General features: G+C 43.0%; 16 protein-coding genes. 10 read left to right on the top strand and 6 right to left on the bottom strand.

Annotated elements, in window-relative coordinates; all coding sequences use genetic code 11:
- Window position 1: 1 nt before the first annotated feature.
- Together H0913_RS17525 and hemC are read right to left on the bottom strand one after the other, a co-directional pair.
- Window positions 2-757: a uroporphyrinogen-III synthase gene (locus H0913_RS17525; protein ID WP_154603082.1), complete on the bottom strand. Its 756-nt coding sequence runs from the start codon at window positions 755-757 to the stop codon at window positions 2-4.
- The gene (gene hemC, locus H0913_RS17520; protein ID WP_154603081.1) at window positions 754-1,698 is read right to left on the bottom strand and encodes a hydroxymethylbilane synthase; all 945 of its coding nucleotides are present in this window, start codon (window positions 1,696-1,698) and stop codon (window positions 754-756) included. The genes H0913_RS17525 and hemC overlap by 4 nt, the downstream gene beginning before the upstream one ends.
- Before the next feature lie 616 nt (window positions 1,699-2,314).
- Here hemC and H0913_RS17515 point away from each other — a divergent pair.
- Window positions 2,315-4,906 (top strand): class I adenylate cyclase, encoded by a 2,592-nt coding sequence (locus tag H0913_RS17515; protein WP_154603080.1) that lies wholly within the window; start codon window positions 2,315-2,317, stop codon window positions 4,904-4,906.
- Between the two features lie 66 nt (window positions 4,907-4,972).
- Here H0913_RS17515 and cyaY read toward each other — a convergent pair whose 3' ends face one another.
- A complete protein-coding gene (cyaY, locus tag H0913_RS17510) occupies window positions 4,973-5,290 on the bottom strand; it encodes an iron donor protein CyaY (RefSeq protein WP_006658190.1) in 318 nt (105 codons plus the stop codon).
- A 217-nt stretch (window positions 5,291-5,507) separates the two neighbouring features.
- Between cyaY and lptM the strand changes: the two genes are divergently transcribed.
- From lptM to H0913_RS17465, 9 genes are all read left to right on the top strand, one after another.
- Complete coding sequence (lptM, locus tag H0913_RS17505; protein ID WP_036948849.1) at window positions 5,508-5,687, top strand: LPS translocon maturation chaperone LptM; 180 nt, start codon at window positions 5,508-5,510, stop codon at window positions 5,685-5,687.
- Between the two features lie 21 nt (window positions 5,688-5,708).
- Window positions 5,709-6,533 (top strand): diaminopimelate epimerase, encoded by an 825-nt coding sequence (dapF, locus tag H0913_RS17500; RefSeq protein WP_181478845.1) that lies wholly within the window; start codon window positions 5,709-5,711, stop codon window positions 6,531-6,533.
- A gap of 27 nt (window positions 6,534-6,560) precedes the next feature.
- Complete coding sequence (locus tag H0913_RS17495; RefSeq protein ID WP_181477688.1) at window positions 6,561-7,265, top strand: DUF484 family protein; 705 nt, start codon at window positions 6,561-6,563, stop codon at window positions 7,263-7,265.
- The gene (gene xerC, locus H0913_RS17490) at window positions 7,247-8,176 is read left to right on the top strand and encodes a tyrosine recombinase XerC (protein WP_154603077.1); all 930 of its coding nucleotides are present in this window, start codon (window positions 7,247-7,249) and stop codon (window positions 8,174-8,176) included. Before H0913_RS17495 ends, xerC begins: the two co-directional genes overlap by 19 nt.
- Window positions 8,176-8,892: a 5-amino-6-(5-phospho-D-ribitylamino)uracil phosphatase YigB gene (gene yigB / locus H0913_RS17485; protein ID WP_181477687.1), complete on the top strand. Its 717-nt coding sequence runs from the start codon at window positions 8,176-8,178 to the stop codon at window positions 8,890-8,892. Before xerC ends, yigB begins: the two co-directional genes overlap by 1 nt.
- A 64-nt stretch (window positions 8,893-8,956) precedes the next feature.
- A complete protein-coding gene (uvrD, locus tag H0913_RS17480; RefSeq protein ID WP_181477686.1) occupies window positions 8,957-11,119 on the top strand; it encodes a DNA helicase II in 2,163 nt (720 codons plus the stop codon).
- Between the two features lie 193 nt (window positions 11,120-11,312).
- Entirely contained in the window at window positions 11,313-12,077 is a 765-nt protein-coding gene (locus H0913_RS17475) for a hypothetical protein (RefSeq protein WP_230089132.1), read from the top strand.
- 254 nt (window positions 12,078-12,331) lie between these two features.
- On the top strand, window positions 12,332-12,916 hold the full coding sequence (locus H0913_RS17470; protein WP_154603073.1) for a 2OG-Fe(II) oxygenase: 585 nt from the start codon (window positions 12,332-12,334) through the stop codon (window positions 12,914-12,916).
- Window positions 12,917-13,108: 192 nt separating this feature from the next.
- Window positions 13,109-13,792, top strand: coding sequence for a hypothetical protein (locus tag H0913_RS17465; protein WP_181477685.1), 684 nt, complete (start codon window positions 13,109-13,111; stop codon window positions 13,790-13,792).
- Between the two features lie 44 nt (window positions 13,793-13,836).
- Here H0913_RS17465 and prfH read toward each other — a convergent pair whose 3' ends face one another.
- The 3 genes from prfH to H0913_RS17450 form a co-directional block, all read right to left on the bottom strand.
- The gene (gene prfH, locus H0913_RS17460) at window positions 13,837-14,448 is read right to left on the bottom strand and encodes a peptide chain release factor H (RefSeq protein ID WP_181477684.1); all 612 of its coding nucleotides are present in this window, start codon (window positions 14,446-14,448) and stop codon (window positions 13,837-13,839) included.
- Window positions 14,448-15,581, bottom strand: a complete 1,134-nt coding sequence (locus H0913_RS17455; RefSeq protein WP_154638072.1) for an RNA ligase RtcB family protein — start codon at window positions 15,579-15,581, stop codon at window positions 14,448-14,450. The genes prfH and H0913_RS17455 overlap by 1 nt, the downstream gene beginning before the upstream one ends.
- Window positions 15,582-16,396: 815 nt before the next feature.
- Complete coding sequence (locus H0913_RS17450) at window positions 16,397-18,118, bottom strand: amidohydrolase (protein WP_181477683.1); 1,722 nt, start codon at window positions 18,116-18,118, stop codon at window positions 16,397-16,399.
- Window positions 18,119-18,177 lie beyond the last annotated feature (59 nt).

Below are 18,177 nucleotides of genomic sequence, written 5' to 3'. Positions count from 1 at the left end.
ATTAGCATCCCATATCGGTTGAAATTAATGCTTCAAGTAAAGCGTGATTATCTGCGCTAGTTGCCACACAGACTCGACGCCACCCACTTTGGCGGGCTTTTTCTGCAATTCGTTCGCTGACAACCAGTAGTCGGCGGGAATACCACCATTGTTGCAGATCTTCAGCAATCAAATCGTTAAGTAGGGTCAACATTTCACCGCTTGTAACCACAATGTCGGTGATATCCGTGTTAAACCAAGTTTGGTTAAACTCAGTTTTATCATAGTGTACAGGTCGCCTTGCGTAGCATTCGCAGTAATCAACATCTGCACCTCGGGTGCGTAGTGTTGAGGCAAGGAGTTCGCGACCGCCATTACCTCGCAAGAGTAAGGCTCGTTTCCCCACTAAATTTTGCAGGCCAGGGTGGGTGAGTAACACCTCGCTGGTTTCTCCTGCTTCAGCCCAACGGATAGTTTGTCCTGTTAGTTGCTGAAAATAGTGACCTGTAGATTGTCCTATACCATAGTAGGATAACTTATCTGACCAGTCTCGTCCTGTTTGTTCCAATGCTAAATTTGCATACCAGACGGCATTTTTAGATAAAAGAAAGACGAGGTCGTTTTCCGATAATCCATCTAAGCGAGAGCACAAAGTGTTGAGCTGTGCACCTGCTTCAATCGTAATTAAGGGAGCCGGATAAGCCTGCCCCCCTGTAGCATTAATGGCTGTTATCAACGCGGAGCCTGATGGCTCTGGGCGAGTAACAAGGACTCTCATGCGGGTGCATTGCCTTTATAGACTTCCGCGAGAATTTCCCGAGCACCATTATCAAGCAACTCTTCCGCGAGAGAAATACCGGCTTGGATTGCGTCGGCAGGCGCGATTAAGCGTTCTCCACGAATGACTTGGCTACCATCTGGGGCACCGACGAGCGCGCGTAACCAGATTTTATCCTCTTGCCAAATAGCATAGCTCCCAATAGGGACTTGGCAACCACCTTCAAGGCGCATGTTCATTGCGCGTTCAGCAAGGACACACACAGAGGTTTCATCGTGATTCAATGCTGCGAGTAAGTCACGGGTCCGTTTATCATCTAATCGGCATTCGATACCTACGGCGCCTTGTCCAACAGCGGGTAAAGATTGCTCTGGCTCCAGTGCGGCTTTGATACGCTCATCGAGTTCTAAGCGTTTTAGACCTGCCACCGCAAGGATAATGGCATCGTATTCGCCATTGTCGAGTTTAGACAGGCGGGTACCGACGTTGCCGCGTAGGTCACGGATAACTAAATCTGGACGTAATTCTCGTAACTGGCACTGACGGCGTAAGCTGGATGTACCGACGATGCTGCCCGCTGGGAGTGCATCAATATTGGCATAATGGTTAGAAACGAAGGCATCTCGTGGGTCTTCGCGCTCACAAATGGTGACTAAGCCTAACCCTTCTGGGAACTCTACAGGCACGTCTTTCATCGAGTGAACGGCAATATCCGCGCGACCTTCAAGTAAAGCTAGCTCTAATTCTTTGACGAATAAACCTTTTCCACCGACTTTCGCTAATGGGGTATCTAAAATAATGTCCCCTTTGGTGACCATTGGGACTAACTCTACCTGTAAGCCGGGATGGCGTTGCTCTAATTCTGCTTTTACGAAATAAGCTTGCCATAGAGCAAGAGGGCTTTTACGCGTTGCGATACGCACGATATTTGTTGATGTCATTTCACTGTTTTCTCAGGCGAATATCGCCGCAGATTAACCATACAATTGGCGTTAGTTTTAACATGTTAGCGGTAATTTTTCCAGTTGGTCGCAGAATGAGCAATATAAGAAGAAAGAACGAATGAGATGTATCAAGTGAAGTTCGCTTTTTTACATCTTTTTTGTGAGCTTCTTGGAAAAAAATGACTTAAAAAAGGATCTACATAACAAATTTCTTTAGCTATTCGTGCTTTTTTAGGACTGCAATAGGCATTATTTTGCAGGAATTTTGTTGAAGCGTGTAAGCGTAGACCCTGCCAGCACTGGGCTGAATTTAGATTAAGGCTGCTTTTTTGTTATACAATCCATGATGGTGATATTATTCCATTGAAAAACAAGGGATATTTCCGCGATGCAAAAATAAAAAGTCTTTTTATACAATATGTTGAAAAATAATTTGTACTAAAAATAGACGGGAAAAATTATGTGATCTACTTTACCCTTTTGCTCCAAGGTGTTAAATTGATCACGTTTCCGACAATCCCTTTGAAAAGTAATTTAAGTTTTTCTCTATCTGTTGGGTGCTGGGAAAATTCCCCCAGGTTTGTCATTACATTCTTTCAGTCAGGCGTAACCTTTGTACCTCTATATTGAAACTTTAAAGCAAAGACTTGATGCGATAAACCAATTACGGTTGGAACGCGCGACGGCTTCTATGAGTGAAACCTTTTCGAAGGTTTACAGCTTGCTGCCGGTCTTGTTTCATTATCATCATCCAATGATGCCGGGTTATATTGAAGGCAACGTTCCTCATGGCGTCTGTTTCTTCTCGCCAGATGCAGAACAACTCAAATGGTTACAACCTTTCGAACGCTTCTTATCCACAAACAACCAAGCTAATGGTGAATTGCCAATTACAGGCATTTACTCAATGGGCAGTACCTCCTCTGTGGGGCAAAGCCACTGCTCTGATATTGATGTGTGGGTTTGTCATCCTTCTTGGTTAGATAACGAAGAAAAACGATCTTTACAGAAAAAGTGTACGCTAATTGAACAGTGGGCAGCCTCGCTGGGCATTGATGTCACCGTATTTTTAATCGATGAAAATCGTTTTCGCCATAATGCGAGTGGGCATCTTGGTGGTGAAGATTGTGGTTCCACACAACATATTTTATTGCTGGATGAGTTTTACCGTACAGCGGTACGTATGGCTGGGAAACGTCTGTTATGGACAATGGTGCCTGTTGAAGAAGAGCAACATTATGACGAATATGTCATGGGGCTGTATGCTCAAGGGGTACTGACACCGAACGAATGGCTGGATTTAGGCGGCCTCGGTGAATTGTCAGCCGCGGAATACTTTGGTGCCAGTTTGTGGCAGCTATATAAAAGCGTCGATTCCCCGTATAAAGCGGTGTTGAAAAGTATTTTGCTGGAGTCCTACTCTTGGGATTATCCGCACGGCAAGTTGTTAGCGTTGGAGTTTAAACGCCATTTACATGCCGGTGAAATCGTCTGTTATGGATTGGATTCATACTGTTTGATGTTGGAGCGCGTTACCCGTTATCTGACTGAAATTAATGATTCCACGCGTTTGGATTTAATTCGTCGCTGTTTCTATTTAAAAGTCTGTGAAAAACTTTCTGAAGATGAAGGTGACCAATGTTCCGGTTGGCGCCGTGATGTGCTGTCCCAGTTAGTGGAGTCGTGGGGATGGAGCGCCGAGCGTCTGGCGTTGTTAGATACGCGTAGCCAGTGGAAAATTGAGCGTGTGCGTGAAGCGCATAATGAGCTGCTCGATACGATGATGCAAAGCTACCGTAACTTAATTCGATTTGCCCGTCGTAATAATTTAAGTGTTAGTGCTAGCCCACAAGATATTGGGGTATTAACCCGTAAGTTATATGCTGCGTTTGAAGCTTTACCGGGTAAAGTGACGTTAGTCAATCCACAAATTTCACCGGATCTTAGCGAAGAGCACCTGACATTTATTTATGTGCCAGAAGGGCGCGCAAATCGTAGTGGCTGGTATCTGTATAACCAAGCGCCGCAAATTGACACGATTATCGGTCATCAACCGTTAGAATATAACCGCTATTTGAATAAGCTGGTGGCATGGGCCTATTTTAATGGGTTACTGACTGAAAATACGCAAGTCCATATGCATCATGGTAAATCCCAATGTGATGAACGTAAGTTACTGGAATTAATGCATGATGTATCGAGCCATTTTCCAATAAGATTGCCTGCTCCAACCCCTAAAGCGCTGTATAGCCCGTGTGAAATCCGCCACTTAGCCATCATCGTTAACTTAGAAAAAGACCCGACACAGGTCTATTCTGAGCAGGTGGTGCATGTGGATTTCAGAAAACTGGATATTTTCAGTTTTGGTGAATCTCAGCAGTGTTTGATAAGCAGCATCGATCTTCTGTATCGCAATTCATGGAATGAGGTTCGTACCTTACATTTCAGCGGTGAGCAGTGCATGTTAGAAGCGCTGAAAACCATCCTCGGTAAAATGCATCAAGATGCGGCACCACCAGAAGCGGTTGAAGTATTCTGTTATAGCGAGCATTTACGTGGGCTTATTCGTACTCGCGTACAGCAATTAGTGTCTGAATGCATTGAATTGCGCTTATCCAGCAATCGTCATGAACCTGGTCGCTTTAAGGCATTACGCATTGCAGGGCAAACATGGGGCCTGTTCTTTGAACGCTTAAACGTCTCTGTACAAAAACTCGAAAATGCCGTTGAGTTCTACGGCGCAATCTCCCATAACAAGCTGCATGGTTGGCCGGTAAAATTACAAGCGAAAGGGGATAATCATCTTCCTGCGGTTGTGGATGGCTATGCCAGTGAAGGGATTGTGCAGTTTTTCTTTGAGAATACGTCCGATAATACAGGGTTTAATATCTACGTATTGGATGAAGCGAATCGCGTGGAAATTTACTCTCATTGTGAAGGTTCCAAAGAAGAGCTGGTGCGCGATGTCAGTAAATTCTACTCTTCCTCCCATGACCGTTTTACCTACGGCGCTAACTTTATCAATTTCAATTTGCCGCAGTTTTATCAAATTGTGGAAGAAGACGGTAAAAAACAAGTTATTGTCTTCTCTGATGCGACTTGGCCATTTACTGAAGATGAAGAGGATGACGAATATCCCTCGGCACCACAATTAAACCAGTCTGAACAGCTAGACCATTCTAAACAGCACGCTCAATACTATTGATTTTATTATGATAAAAAACAGACAGAGTAAGTTATAGACTCTGCCTGTGATTTTTGATGCGCGTGTTTAGAACGAGAATGGGAAGTGGCTTTGGAAGGTAATCGCATTGCCCAGCATGGACAAAAATTCTTGACCGGAGCGGTCACAGATCCACTTTCCATCTTTATAATCATAATGATAGCCACCTTGTTTGGTTGCTAACCAGATTTGGTGGAAGGCTTCTTGTTTGTTGATGATGATTTTGCTGCCATCTTCAAAGCTTAAGGTCATGACGCCGCCATTAATTTCACTATCAATATCCGCATCGCCATCGTAATTATCTAAATGCTCTTCAATCGAGCTGAGCAATTGCTCTGCTAACTGATGAAATTCGCTATCGTTCATGATGTATTTCCTGTTTATACTTTTATTTAGGCGAAATTATAGGGTTGAATGTGTTCAAGGGTCAAACGGCGCACATCTTACTTGTGAGATGCCATTTGAATTATTTAACGTATATAATATTAATATGTTTGATAAACAGGCGTGATTTGAAAAGCGACACCTGTTACTGTGTGAAATATCAAATTGCAAAATTTAGTCTTACAGGCGAAACATCATAATGAAAAAAAGTTTATTTGGACTTAGCGCACTTCTCGTTTTATTCACCCTTTCTGGCTGTGGCTTAAAAGGGCCGTTGTATTTTCCGCCTGAAGACAACGCAGCAGCGCCTGCTAAATCTGATGTGCAACCTAAAGCTCCAAGCAGCTCGAACCAAGAGCCTGCAGCGACCAAACAGTAAGCCTCTGTTATGGAACGTGAATTGCAGTTCTCAAAAATGCATGGCTTAGGCAATGATTTTATGGTGGTGGATGGCGTCACTCAGAACGTCTATTTTTCACCTGAACTGATTTGCCGTTTAGCGGATAGGCATACTGGCGTCGGTTTTGACCAGCTTTTACTGGTCGAAGCCCCTTATGATCCTGATCTCGATTTCCATTACCGTATTTTTAACGCAGATGGCAGTGAAGTTGCACAGTGTGGCAATGGAGCACGCTGTTTTGCACGTTTTGTCCGTTTAAAAGGTCTGACAAACAAGCAGAAAATTAAAGTGAGCACCCAATCTGGGCGTATGACTCTCACAATTAATGAAAATGATGATGTTTGTGTGAATATGGGCGAGCCTGATTTTGAACCGCAAAACGTCCCGTTTCGTGCCGTGAAAGCGGAAAAGACCTATATTATTCGAGCACAAGAACGTACAGTGTTTGCGGGGGTTGTTTCCATGGGTAACCCGCATTGTGTGGTACAAGTGGACAGCGTGCAAACCGCTGAAGTGGAGGTTTTAGGCCCTGCGTTAGAAAGCCACGAACGCTTCCCTGAACGTGCCAACATTGGTTTTATGGAAATTGTTAGCGCGGACTATATTCGCTTACGTGTTTATGAACGTGGTGCGGGGGAAACTCAAGCGTGCGGGAGTGGTGCATGTGCCGCGGTTGCCGTGGGAGTAGGACAGGGCTTATTAGCTAACCGTGTTCGTGTTGATTTACCGGGCGGTTCCCTCGATATTAGTTGGGAAGGCCCCGGATCACCGTTGTATATGACAGGGCCCGCGACCCATGTTTATGATGGAGTGATCCAAATTTAATCTTGATTGAGTGTAAAGAGGGGAATAATGGATAAGCGTGAACAGGTGCCAGAGATTGCTCAGTTAATTGATGAGCAAGATGTGGTGCAATATTTAAAACAGAACCCTTATTTCTTTATTCGCAATGTGTCTCTTGCTGAACATATCAAGGTTCCTCATGCCTTGCAGGAGGCTATCTCGCTTCCTGAATTGGTGATGAGTCGTCAACGTCAAAAAATCAAAAATCTCGAACAGGACATCCGCTTTATGGTGGAACAAGCCCACGAAAATGGGCAACTGTTCGATGAGCTTCTTTATCTCGTCATTGAAATGTCTTCCGCAAATAGTTTGCGGGAGATGCTGTTTGTGTTGAATCGCTGGGCTAAAAAGCTCGGGCTATCGGGGGCTTCTGTACGCCTGTTTAGTGATAGCTGGCGATTATCTGCACCATTGGATGCCTACGAATTGGTGCTCCCACGCCGCGTTTTTGAACCCGTACGTATTCAGCGTTTTGGGGATAACCTCAATTATCTTGGTCGACTAAATGGCCCTGAGCTCCAGCTTTTACTTCCAGATGCCCAAAATGTGGGCTCAGTGGCGATTTCGCTGTTTGGGCATCATGGGGAATCCGGTATGGTGATATTTACCAGCCGTGACCGTGAACACTATCAACATGGCATGGGCACAGTAATGCTGGAAAAAGTGGCTCAAATTCTACCGAGGTTATTATGTCAATGGATAGAACGCCTGTAGACATTCAGCCCGAAGGGCTGATGATTCAAGTGGAAGCCTTCTTACGTTATCTCCGCGTTGAGCGCCGGTTAAGTCCGGTCACGATAACGAATTATCGCCGCCAATTAGGTTCGGTTTGCCAAATTTTAGGTGAACTGAAAGTGAGCCAATGGCAGCAGCTGGATATGGCGGTGGGGCGCAATATTGCCGCAAAAAGTCGCCGAACCGGCTTGCAAGCAGCGAGCATGGCATTAAGACTTTCCGCGCTACGTAGTTTCTGCGATTGGATGGTGCAGCAAGGGGAATTACCAGCAAACCCAGTTAAAACTATTCATGCTCCTAAAGCAAAAAAACGTCTGCCTAAAAATATGGATGTGGACGAAGTTTCCCAATTGTTGAATATGGACAGTGGCGACCCGCTCGTGGTGCGAGATAGAACCATGCTGGAAGTGATGTATGGCGCGGGATTACGTCTTTCTGAACTGGTTGGTTTGGATGTGAAGCACCTTGACCTCAATTTAGGTGAGGTTTGGGTGATGGGGAAAGGCAGCAAAGAACGCAAAATTCCCCTAGGAAAAACGGCAGTGAGCTGGCTAAAACGCTGGCTTGAAATGCGTGAATTGTACGAGCCTGTCGATGGCGCGGTATTTATTTCCACGAAAAGTGGTAAGCGTATCTCGAATCGCAATGTGCAAAAGCGGTTTGAACAGTGGGGTATCAAGCAAGCGGTGAATAGCCATATAAATCCCCATAAATTACGTCACTCTTTTGCAACTCATATTCTCGAATCAAGTGGTAATTTACGTGGGGTTCAAGAGTTATTAGGTCATGCTAATCTCTCTACTACCCAAATCTATACCCATCTTGATTTCCAACATCTCGCTAATGTTTATGATGTGGCACATCCGCGAGCGAAGAGGGAGAAATCTTAATGCACTTTTACCGTCCGTTATCACCCATCAAAGCGATGACGTTTGATTTGGATGATACGTTGTACGACAACCATCCCGTGATTGATAAAACGGAAGAAGAAGTTTTACGGTTTATTCGTGAATATGACCCGCGTTTTGATCATTTTACGAACGATGATATTTATGCATTTCGCTATCTTGTGGAAGAACAAGAGCCGGATATTCGCCATGATATTACCCGCTGGCGCTGGTTATCGTCGAAAATGATGCTGTGCCACTATGGTTATAGTAAAGAGGATGCCCTCAAAGGTGCAGACGATATTATGGCGCACTTTACCTACTGGCGTAATCAAATTCATGTTCCGCAATCCACCCATGAAACGCTAGCAAAATTAGCCGAAAAATTACCGCTGGTGGCGATTACGAATGGAAACGCAGAGCCGCAAGCCTGTGGGTTGGGGCAATATTTTCAGTTTGTATTAAAAGCTGGGCCTGATGGGCGTTCTAAGCCATGCTGCGATATGTACCATCTTGCCTCTACACGCTTGAATATCGAGCCGAGTGCCATTTTACATGTTGGGGATAATCTGCTGACAGACGTAGAAGGGGCGATTAATAGCGGTATGCAAGCTTGCTGGTTCAACGTGGATCATATGACGTTAATGGATGAGAAAGAGGGGCGCATATTGCCTCATGTGGAAATTTGTCGGTTGGATTCTCTCTTGTCATTGGTATAATCCTTTCTCTGTATAAAAATACAGTGGTGGTAATAGCCGCTACTGTCTTGCTTTGATGGTAACTATGGACGTCTCATATCTGCTCGAAGGTCTTAATGACAAACAGCGCGAAGCGGTTGCCGCCCCGCGTACTAATTTACTGGTGCTCGCAGGGGCGGGTAGTGGTAAAACACGCGTATTGGTACATCGCATTGCGTGGCTGATGTCAGTGGAGAATGCTTCTCCGTTTTCAATTATGGCCGTGACGTTTACCAACAAAGCTGCCGCAGAAATGCGTCATCGTATCAATCAGTTGGTGGGTACTAGCGAAGGCGGTATGTGGATCGGTACTTTCCATGGTCTCGCGCACCGTTTACTTCGCCAGCATTATTTGGATGCGAATCTGCCGCAAGATTTCCAAATTCTAGACAGTGATGACCAATACCGCTTGATTCGTCGTCTGCTTAAAGCCATGAATCTTGATGAGAAGCAGTGGCCGCCTCGTCAGGGAATGTGGTACATCAACGGCAAAAAAGATGAAGGGCTACGTCCCCAGCATGTTGAAAGCTATGGTAATCCAGTCGAAGCGACATGGCTGAAAGTCTATCAAGCTTATCAAGAAGCCTGTGATCGCGCTGGGCTGGTGGATTTTGCCGAATTACTGCTACGTGCTCATGAGCTATGGCTGAATAAGCCTCATGTTCTTCAACATTATCGCGAGCGTTTTACCAATATTTTGGTGGATGAGTTTCAAGATACCAACAGCATTCAATATGCATGGATCCGCGTGTTAGCGGGTGAAACGGGCAAAGTGATGATTGTCGGCGATGATGATCAGTCAATCTATGGCTGGCGTGGTGCTCAAGTTGAAAATATTCAGCGTTTCTTGAATGATTTCCCCGGTGCACAAACTATTCGACTCGAGCAAAACTACCGTTCGACCAATAATATTTTGAAAGCGGCAAATACACTTATCGCCAATAATAGCGACCGTCTTGGTAAGAATTTATGGACGGAAGGTGGGGATGGTGAGCCAATTTCCCTTTATTGCGCTTTCAATGAGCTGGATGAAGCCCGCTATGTGGTTGGGCGGATTAAACAGTGGCATGAAAATGGGGGGGCGCTACAAGATTGTGCCATTCTTTACCGTAGCAACGCCCAATCCCGTGTGATGGAAGAAGCGTTAATTCAAGGCGCGATGGCATACCGTATTTACGGTGGTCAACGCTTCTTTGAACGCCAAGAAATTAAAGACGCCTTATCCTATTTAAGATTAATTGCTAACCGTAACGACGACGCCTCTTTTGAACGTGTGGTGAATACGCCGACTCGTGGGATTGGTGAGCGCACGTTGGATACCGTTCGCCAGACTGCTCGAGATCAGCAACTGACATTATGGGAAAGTTGTGAGTACTTACTTCGCGAGCAAGTTCTTGGTGGACGCGCGGCAAGCTCTATCGAGCGTTTCCTCGAGTTAATCGATGCGCTAGCTAAAGAAACTCAAGAGATGCCACTGCATGTACAGGCTGACCGAGTGATCAATGATTCTGGTTTGCGTGCCATGTATGAACAAGAAAAAGGCGAAAAAGCTCAAGCGCGAATTGAAAACTTGGAAGAGTTGGTCAACGCAACCCGCGATTTTAGCTATCAAGATGAAGACCAAGATTTGATGCCATTGCAGGCATTTTTATCCCATGCGGCATTGGAATCTGGAGATAGTCAAGCGGATGCCAGCCAAGATGCGGTGCAATTAATGACGCTGCACTCAGCAAAAGGTCTGGAATTTCCTGTCGTATTTATGGTGGGGGTGGAAGAAGGTATGTTCCCAAGCCAAATGTCGATGGATGAAAGTGGGCGCTTAGAAGAGGAGCGCCGTCTTGCCTACGTGGGGATCACTCGCGCCATGGTGAAATTGACAATTACTTATGCAGAAAGCCGCCGTTTATATGGTAAGGAAGTTTACCATCGTCCTTCACGTTTTATTGGAGAACTGCCGACGGAGTGTGTGGAGGAAGTTCGATTAAGAGCCACGGTTTCACGTCCTGTTAGCCATCAACGTCTTGGCACACCGATTAGCCAAAATGATTCTGGTTATGCGCTAGGGCAGCGAGTGATGCACCCTAAATTCGGTGAAGGCACGATTATTAATCTCGAAGGTAGTGGAGAACATTGCCGTCTACAAATTGCCTTCCAAGGGCAAGGGATTAAGTGGCTGGTAGCGTCTTATGCGCGGTTAGAAATGCTGTAGATCTCGATAAAATATAGCACCGCAAAGGATTGTGGTGCTAGTCAAAAATAAATCCTAAAAACATTATATTATATTAAATAATTATTCTTTATATTTATATTCTAAATATATAATTTAAATATTTGTTTTTTATTTTAACTTACTATAATCTCTAATTTCATTTTAATTAAATTAATTAATGGAGATTTATCATATGGAAAATGAAAAATTTACTCGTTTAAATGAAAAGTTATATTTGGCTAAATTAAAGATGGAAAGGGTTAATCATCTATTAGATGAAGCAAATAATAATGCGTATAAAGCAATAGAAAATATGAATTCTACGGGTGATAAATTGTCCATGTCTCGCCGACGTGATGCTGGTTCAATGAAAAAAACCATGAATAAGGTTGGGCATGAAATAAATAAGCGCTCGATTGAGCAAATGGAAAAAGTAAGAATAATTTCGAATATGTTATTAAAGCAAGAATCTATGCTTACTGATTTGAAGGAAGATAATGGCTCTTATAATCAAGTTGAAATTGATTTTTATATTAAAGAAGTCAATCAAGATTTAAAGAATAGTCAAACTTGGAATAAACCAGAATATTCTTTCAAAAAAATAGACTTCACTAATCATGGTGGATTAAGGGGCATGATTTTCACACCTATTGCTAATTTTAATAGAAAAAGCGATGAATTAGCCAAAGAAATTTATGAGCTTAACGTTTTGATAAATGAAATGAATCAGGAACGTTTAAATATTGAATTAGATTTCTTTGAGGGCATGAAGAAATCGATGCCATCAAATACCCAATTTCAGCCAGCAGGTGCACTCACTGAGCAAATTGCAGGATTTAAACCCGCTTATGAGAGTAATGCTTCGTCGAGTATTGATACACCAATATTAGACCAAAAACCTATCAGTCATATTAAAGGTTGCATCGGCAGAACGGCAATGTGTGGAATAACACACTAACGATATCGTCTTGTCGATTGGTTGAGGATGCTCGATGGTTATGTTGAGCATCCTTAATGAATTTCATATAGTGATCTTCATTTTCTTTAGTATCAATACGATAGATTTTACTTGAACTCCTATATTTAGAAACTTCTCCTTTTAGGATTAATCATCGATACGGTTGTTGAATCATCAAGATTTACGTTTTTTATTTTAATTTTTTCCGCTAATCAAGTATAAAATCTTACCTAATAACCATTCATAGATTCATCATGTCTATCAATCAACTTATTGATTCACTTTCCACACAGGGCTGGTATGTGTGGGACGATTTTCTGAACCTATCAGAAACTCAGGCTATTAAAAGTTGTATCCCCGATACGCTGCAAGACGCGCGTATTGGCTATCAAAACACGTTACAAGACAACAAAACCATCCGCGGCGATCAAACGGTGTGGCTTGAACCAGAAATGGGGGCGCCTGTCCTTTATTATCTGGATAAGATGGAAAGCTTGCGTCAGGAACTTAACTGTCAGTTATTCCTTGGATTACGAGACTTTGAAACCCATTTTTGTCGTTATCCTAATGGTGGATTCTATAAAAAGCATGTGGATAACTTCCGTGGGCAAGGGCGCCGTCGAGTCACCACTGTGCTGTATATGAATGAGTCATGGCAGCAGGGGGATGGTGGTGAAATTGTGATGTATGACATGCAGGATAACGCGCTATTTACCTTGGAGCCATTAGCGGGCCGCATGGTCTTTTTTATGTCTGAAGATTTTCCCCATGAAGTTCTACCTACCCAAAAAAAGCGTGAAAGTATTGCCGGTTGGTTCCTGACCGAAAAAATACTGTAACCCTTTCTCGTCTATGCCGCCTCTGCAAAGGGGCGGGCTGTGAATTAATCATCTTAATAATAAAACTAAAACTTACATATAAATAATAAGTTTGTTTTTTAAACTATCTGCCTTTATTTTAAATCTATTATCTTGGTTGGCATAAAGATAATGAATTTTTATTAATTTAAATATAAATAAAGGATGAATTATATGATTAATTTAAAAAATGCATTTAGCCAATTTAAATTAAATTTTGAAGAGTACAAGGAATCTTTTAAAAAATATGAAGAAAACCATAAAAAGTATCTGAGTGATTTAAAAGAGCTTACTGGTAGAAATGGTCAAATTTTAACGAAAGATAAAAATCCTACAGACAGATATATTTCACAAGCGGAAAGAGATATTAGAATTAACCAGAAAAGATATTCCAGCTATGAAGCAGCAATAACAAAAATTGATAACTATATGAATGATTTAGAATATGGTGATAATTTAGATAATGCTGTGGATTTTATTAATGAATTACAATCCATTATAGATTCATTACCTCAAAAACCTGCTATTTTCCCTAAAAAAAATCTATCGTCAACTCCATTAATTCAGCAAGCCGTATGGTCACTTTATAATAATAAATTGGAAATGGATGAGAAATTTTATGATTTAAATGGTCAATATCTTCAATTCAGTGAGGTAGCAAATGAGACATTAATGAAAATGAATGAGCCGCTAATTTCTGACTGTTTTAATGGCTATGAAAATGAATCGATGATGATTGAGCAAATAGCTGTATTAGATTCAACAGATGGTAGCTCGGTTGATAACAATCTGTTGAGTGCATTTGAGACAAAAACTATTAATTGTGAAATTATCCTTGGTGACCTGTATTGCTACTAGGTAGCAAATTGGGGAGCCACAGATTTATTGTGGCTTCCCATAACTTAGTTAACCCGCTTAAATTCTTTCCCAGCAAAAACTAATGCGGCATTTCCTCGTTCAATTTGATAGTGAGAAAGATGGCGCTGCTTATCTAGAGAGCTCAGCTGTTGAGATTGAAATTCACTGAGCTTCCAATGAATTAGCTCTTTTGCCAGCTTCTTATTCGCATGTTGGCTACGTTCCGATTGGACTTTCACGCTAATCCCTGTAGCGACATGTTTGGCACGCACCGCGGAACAGGTTTTATTCACATGTTGGCCACCAGCACCTTGAGATTTTGTGAATTCATATTCGATTTCACTCTCTTCTAAAGGGCGGATAGGTGAAAACGCTATCACGCTAATAAACCAATTTTTGCGTTTATGTCGTGGTCGCAGAAGGCTTTGGCATTGCCACTGAACGGTTCCACTCCACGCCTTGACCAGTTGCTCGCTCTGTTTCCCCTCTAAGGAGACTAATACGGACTTTAGCCCCTGTTTTGAGGGAAAAGATTCCAACACATCCACTTGAACATTCTGCAAAGCTGCCTCTTTTAAAAAGCAGGAAAACGCTTTTTCGACAGCAATGCAGCATTCATCAGGCCCTTGAGCTGAGGAAAATTGTAATAATGCCATTAGCAATCTCCGCTCGTTTTATAAGTGATCACTGGCGCTAAGCGAGCAATAACCTGAATGATGCCGACATTTACCATGCTTTCGATAACGGTCTCAATGGATTTATAGGATTGCGGTGCTTCTTCATAAATCAATTGTTTGTTTGCACAAATAACGCGACTGCCCAATGCGGTTCGGGATAGCTGTAATGGCGTATATTTATGTGATAAACGACCTTTGCATTCCGTTCGCATCCATTTTCGCCCAGCGCCATGAGCAAGGGAATTCAAACTCAAATCACTGGCAACCGGTGCCACCAAATAACTGTAATCACCGCGAGAGCCGGGAATAACCACAAAACCTCTATCTGAAGGTGTTGCTCCTTTACGATGTAACCAGCCATCTATCCCGTCGATACGGCATGGCTCAACAAGATTATGGTTGAGGTCTAAACGTTGCTCCCCTGAAGCCTTAGCTTGCTGCATCATCCGCAGTCCAATCAACTGGCGATTGATCTGCGCGAACTGTAGCGCATCTTGGTGTGCATTGAGGTAAATCTCAGCCTCAACAGATTGCTCATCCAGACCATTATGGCTATGTTGCTCAACATGTTTGCGAAGAATGGATTGCCCCAACCCGCGCGAGCCACTGTGCACAAGCAACAACAATTTTTGTTTATCAAGACCGCTTTGCTCAAACAGTTCTTGGTTTATGATTTTATCGACGGATTGAAACTCTGCGAAATGGTTACCGCCACCGATGGAGCTGAGTGATGCCATAAAATCATGGGATTTCATGGATTCAGGAACGTGCTCATCTAGCCACTCTTGCGGGGCATGGTCCGTCATTTCAGACAGCTGTTTTTCCAGCTTATCCAAGTTGACTTTGGCGCGCTTAATATCCGTCTGGAACAGGCTCATGCCACAGCCGATATCGTTACCCACCAACGCTGGGTAGAAGCGTTTAGCCGAGAAAAATGCTGCGCCAATTGGATAGCCACGCCCTGGGTGTAAGTCAGGCATGCCGACCACAGACACCATGTCGGGTAAATTAGCGGTTGTTTGTAATTGTTGGATTGCTTTACTTTCAATCCATGTAGATTCTGTCGCGATATAACGAATATGTTCGCCCACAGAATGAAGGGTATTGCCCATATGCTATTAACTCATTTTTAATGTGAAAAATAAGGTGATTAGCAGGCAAGTTTTGAGAAGATAGCTGAATTAACGTTTAAAACGATTTTTAACGTCTAAGACTATTTCTGAGTCTGCCCGCAAAGAGTTTGATTAATTGTTGTCATGATGAACCTCCTTGCAGTGAATTGATTGAATGAATGAAAACGCGGCGGATATTAACGGGAACTTTTTTCTTTTGCAAGAGGGAAAAAAGAAAAAGTGTAAAATTAATCTTTATCCTAAAGAAATTAATAAATGAGAAACTAATTACTTTCATGATAAATAATAATTCCAAACTCAAATTTATATTTAATTCTAGATTTGAATATTATAAAAATATTTCATTAAGATAAGTGCAAACAGGTATATTTTCGCTATTTTAACTTTGCTACTCTTTTTCTGGGTGCTTGATCTTACTCAGTTTAAGAATTTATTTTTGGTCTGGGAAAGAAAAAGCCCCGTTAGTGACAATTTGTGATTAAAATCAATGGAATCATGTGTGTGCCGAACAGAAAAATAAGAGGTCAATGAGGGATGGTAAAATATATAACGATGGCAGTCATACTTACTTGCATAGTCATATTGGGAACCACTTTATTCATAAGAGGTAGCTTAATTTCTTTAGAAGGCGGTGGTGGCTGTAAAATTGTTGATGTGAAAGTAATTGAAAAATTGAATTAAACATATCTGTTATTTATTTTGATATTTTTTACAATCAGATGATTTTTTTATTTTAAATAAAAAGTGCCAAAATATAATTGTGGCACTTTTTACTATTTTAACTTATTAAAAAACTACGACGCGATATGAACCGTTTTTCCGCCCACAATGGTACGGAGCACTTTCACATTTTCAATATCATCAGCTGGGATGGTAAATACGTTGCGATCTAGCACGATCATATCCGCGAATTTGCCTGCTTCGAGTGATCCTAAAACATCTTCACGATGTTGTGCATAAGCAGAATCAATCGTTGCCGAACGTAAAACCTCGATCACGGTCATATCACGGTCGTTATCCAGTCTTGGGGCTGGCTGACCATTAATGTCGCGGCCACGACGGGTCGCGGCGACTTTCAAATCATACCATTCGTCAAAATCATCAATTGGCCAATCACTACCAAAGGCCACTACTGCACCCGCATCAATAAACTTAGCGATCGGCTCTAGCTGTTGGAAACGGGTTTCGCCCAGCATATTTTTTTCGAAAGCTGCCAGTTCAGGGGTTGGTGCTGCCCACTGGAATGATAAGCACGCAATGGTTTTTAGGCGTGCAAAGCGAGCATAATCTTTGGCGTCAACCAGCTCATTATGGGCAAGGCCTGGGCGGATATCTTTCTCTGGGTGAGCTGCACGCATTTTTTCAATGGCATCCAGCACGATAGAGACGGCACCTTCACCGACGGTATGCAAGTGAGGATCGTAACCCGCTGCGGCGATTTTTTCGAGTAGCTCATCCAGAATTTCAGCTGTGAAATAGAGGTCGCCGTAATTATCGGTTTCGACCCAATTTGGTGCTGAATCAGTACCTCTGTTCACGCGGTATGGCTGCAATAATGATGCAGTCATGGTTGGGTATTGCAGCACGCCATCCACAAACATTTTGATGTTACGCAGACCGATACCCGGTGTCGGAGTCCACTCCGCTTGGTGCCATTTTTTTGCGAACGCCACGGCTTTATCCACAGCAGCAGCCACGGCAGCCACATTCGGGGTATCATCAGGCGTGATTTCGCGTGCAGCTTGGAAACGCAAAGTGAGTTCGCCACGTTGCTGGAGCTGGTGAAAAGCCTCTAATTGTTGCTCAGAAACGCGGGCATCCATCACCATGGTAACGCCTTGCTGATTCAATACTTTTTGAACTAATTCAGCGACTTCAACTGCTTGTTCATCGCGAATAGACGGGATGCTATCCGCAGCACGCATGGCAGGCGCATCTTCTAAAATGCCATTAAGTTCGCCATTTTCGTATTTACCGATTTTGCCATCGGGTGGTTCAGGGGTTTCTTTGGTGATCCCGAATAATTCAAGGGCGCGGCTATTGGCTAAGAGGGTATGGCAGTCATTAGAAAACAGGACGACTGGGCGCTTCGTATTGAGCTTGTCCATATCTTCACGGTACATATCAATACCTGCTGGTAACATGCCTTGGCGTAACCATGCAGTGACTTTTAGCCAGTCATTTTCACCCGTGCGAGGATCTTTATCGAGGTGATCTTGCACGCGCTGTAAAATTTGGTCGATAGTCAGGGATTCGTAATTAAGATGGCAGCCGAACAGCTGAATGCCGCCCCAAAATGGGTGCATATGTCCATCAATGATCCCTGGCATCATCATCTTACCTTCAAGGTCGATGCTCTCGGTTTCTGGGCCAACATATTGGTGTAATTCATCTGAAGTCCCTGTTGCAAGAATATAACCTTCTTTCAAGGCGATAGCGTCGACAACACTATCTTGACTGTCTGCGGTATAGATATAACCGTTGAAATAAATCACATCAGCAATTTTATTATTCATCGTAAACCGTCTGTATCAGGGGCTCCTACGGAGCCAGAACCAAAAAACAATGGGGAAGA

Source organism: Providencia rettgeri, from assembly GCF_013702265.1.
Taxonomy (GTDB): domain Bacteria; phylum Pseudomonadota; class Gammaproteobacteria; order Enterobacterales; family Enterobacteriaceae; genus Providencia; species Providencia zhijiangensis.
The sequence above is the reverse complement of the archived record's forward strand: the minus strand, read 5'-3'. Positions and strand labels throughout refer to the sequence as shown.

Bases quoted from the DNA above. Each gene is read 5' to 3' on its own strand.
- H0913_RS17525 (WP_154603082.1), bottom strand. From the start codon at position 757: ATGAGAGTCCTTGTTACTCGCCCAGAGCCATCAGGCTCCGCGTTGATA.
- hemC (WP_154603081.1), bottom strand. From the start codon at position 1,698: ATGACATCAACAAATATCGTGCGTATCGCAACGCGTAAAAGCCCTCTT.
- cyaY (WP_006658190.1), bottom strand. From the start codon at position 5,290: ATGAACGATAGCGAATTTCATCAGTTAGCAGAGCAATTGCTCAGCTCG.
- lptM (WP_036948849.1), top strand. From the start codon at position 5,508: ATGAAAAAAAGTTTATTTGGACTTAGCGCACTTCTCGTTTTATTCACC.
- H0913_RS17495 (WP_181477688.1), top strand. From the start codon at position 6,561: ATGGATAAGCGTGAACAGGTGCCAGAGATTGCTCAGTTAATTGATGAG.
- xerC (WP_154603077.1), top strand. From the start codon at position 7,247: ATGGATAGAACGCCTGTAGACATTCAGCCCGAAGGGCTGATGATTCAA.
- yigB (WP_181477687.1), top strand. From the start codon at position 8,176: ATGCACTTTTACCGTCCGTTATCACCCATCAAAGCGATGACGTTTGAT.
- uvrD (WP_181477686.1), top strand. From the start codon at position 8,957: ATGGACGTCTCATATCTGCTCGAAGGTCTTAATGACAAACAGCGCGAA.
- H0913_RS17475 (WP_230089132.1), top strand. From the start codon at position 11,313: ATGGAAAATGAAAAATTTACTCGTTTAAATGAAAAGTTATATTTGGCT.
- H0913_RS17470 (WP_154603073.1), top strand. From the start codon at position 12,332: ATGTCTATCAATCAACTTATTGATTCACTTTCCACACAGGGCTGGTAT.
- H0913_RS17465 (WP_181477685.1), top strand. From the start codon at position 13,109: ATGATTAATTTAAAAAATGCATTTAGCCAATTTAAATTAAATTTTGAA.
- prfH (WP_181477684.1), bottom strand. From the start codon at position 14,448: ATGGCATTATTACAATTTTCCTCAGCTCAAGGGCCTGATGAATGCTGC.
- H0913_RS17455 (WP_154638072.1), bottom strand. From the start codon at position 15,581: ATGGGCAATACCCTTCATTCTGTGGGCGAACATATTCGTTATATCGCG.
- H0913_RS17450 (WP_181477683.1), bottom strand. From the start codon at position 18,118: ATGAATAATAAAATTGCTGATGTGATTTATTTCAACGGTTATATCTAT.